This is a genomic window from Oleiphilus sp. HI0067 (assembly GCF_001635735.1).
This window is the reverse complement of the sequence record NZ_LWFI01001474.1, coordinates 1-1,038: the sequence shown is the minus strand read 5'-3', so window position 1 is coordinate 1,038 and position 1,038 is coordinate 1. Positions and strand designations below refer to the sequence as shown.

At 48.6% G+C, this 1,038-nt stretch carries 1 protein-coding gene; it reads left to right on the top strand.

Features of this window, described 5'->3' with window-relative positions:
• Positions 1–14: 14 nt before the first annotated feature.
• The coding region (locus A3739_RS23945; protein WP_369821119.1) for a heme lyase CcmF/NrfE family subunit at positions 15–1,038 on the top strand (1,024 nt) is incomplete at its 3' end.

The following is a 1,038-nucleotide window of genomic DNA, read 5'->3' as shown; positions in this document are numbered from 1 at the left end:
ATGTGGGCTTCTCTGTGGCCTTTGCTTTTGCTATAGCGGCTCTACTGGGTGGCAGTCTTGATAGCGCTTGGGCAAGGTGGTCTCGACCTTGGACTATTGTTGCGTGGGCATTCTTAACGCTTGGTATCGCACTGGGAAGTTGGTGGGCATACTATGAATTAGGCTGGGGCGGTTGGTGGTTCTGGGACCCAGTAGAAAATGCTTCATTTATGCCTTGGTTAGTCGGCACAGCTCTGATGCACTCTCTTGCGGTGACTGAGAAACGCGGTGCCTTCAAAAGTTGGACCGTGTTCTTGGCAATCATTGCGTTTTCCTTGAGCCTGCTGGGTACATTCCTAGTCCGATCTGGTGTACTTACCTCTGTTCACGCTTTTGCGTCAGACCCGTCTCGTGGCTCTTTCGTTTTAGCGCTTTTGGGTATTACGATGATTGTGTCGCTGGGCTTATATGCTTGGCGAGCGCCGGATCTTGTTGGAAAGAGCGAGCACAAGCTGTTATCGCGCGAAAGCTTCTTGTTGGGTAATAATATCGTGCTTGTGGTTGCATGGATTACAGTCATGATCGGTACGCTTTACCCCTTGGTATTAGATTTCATAGGTGCAGGAAAACTTTCAATAGGCCCTCCGTACTTCAATGCTGTATTTTCTCCTTTGATGGCTATCCTGGCGGTTTTACTTGGCTTCGGACTGGTCGCTAATTGGAAATCGACAGAGCCCAAAGGTCTGGTTAAGAAGTTACGTGTGGTTGCAGTGGTGTCAGTTGTGCTGACCCTTGTGTTCACTGCGATATCTGGTATTGCGTGGGATTGGATTTCAATGCTCGCAATCTTGTTAGGCTTGTGGGTCGCATTAATTACACTGAATGATCTTCGCAAGAAAGCCGTAGCTAGAGTCGGTAATTTGAAAAACAAATTGGCATTGGGTTCGGCGTACTATGCCATGGTACTTGGCCACCTTGGCTTTGCTCTTATGATTGTTGGTGCAACGATTGTGTCGCTTCACTCTGTCGAGCGAGATGTCCGCATTGAGATTGGTCAGA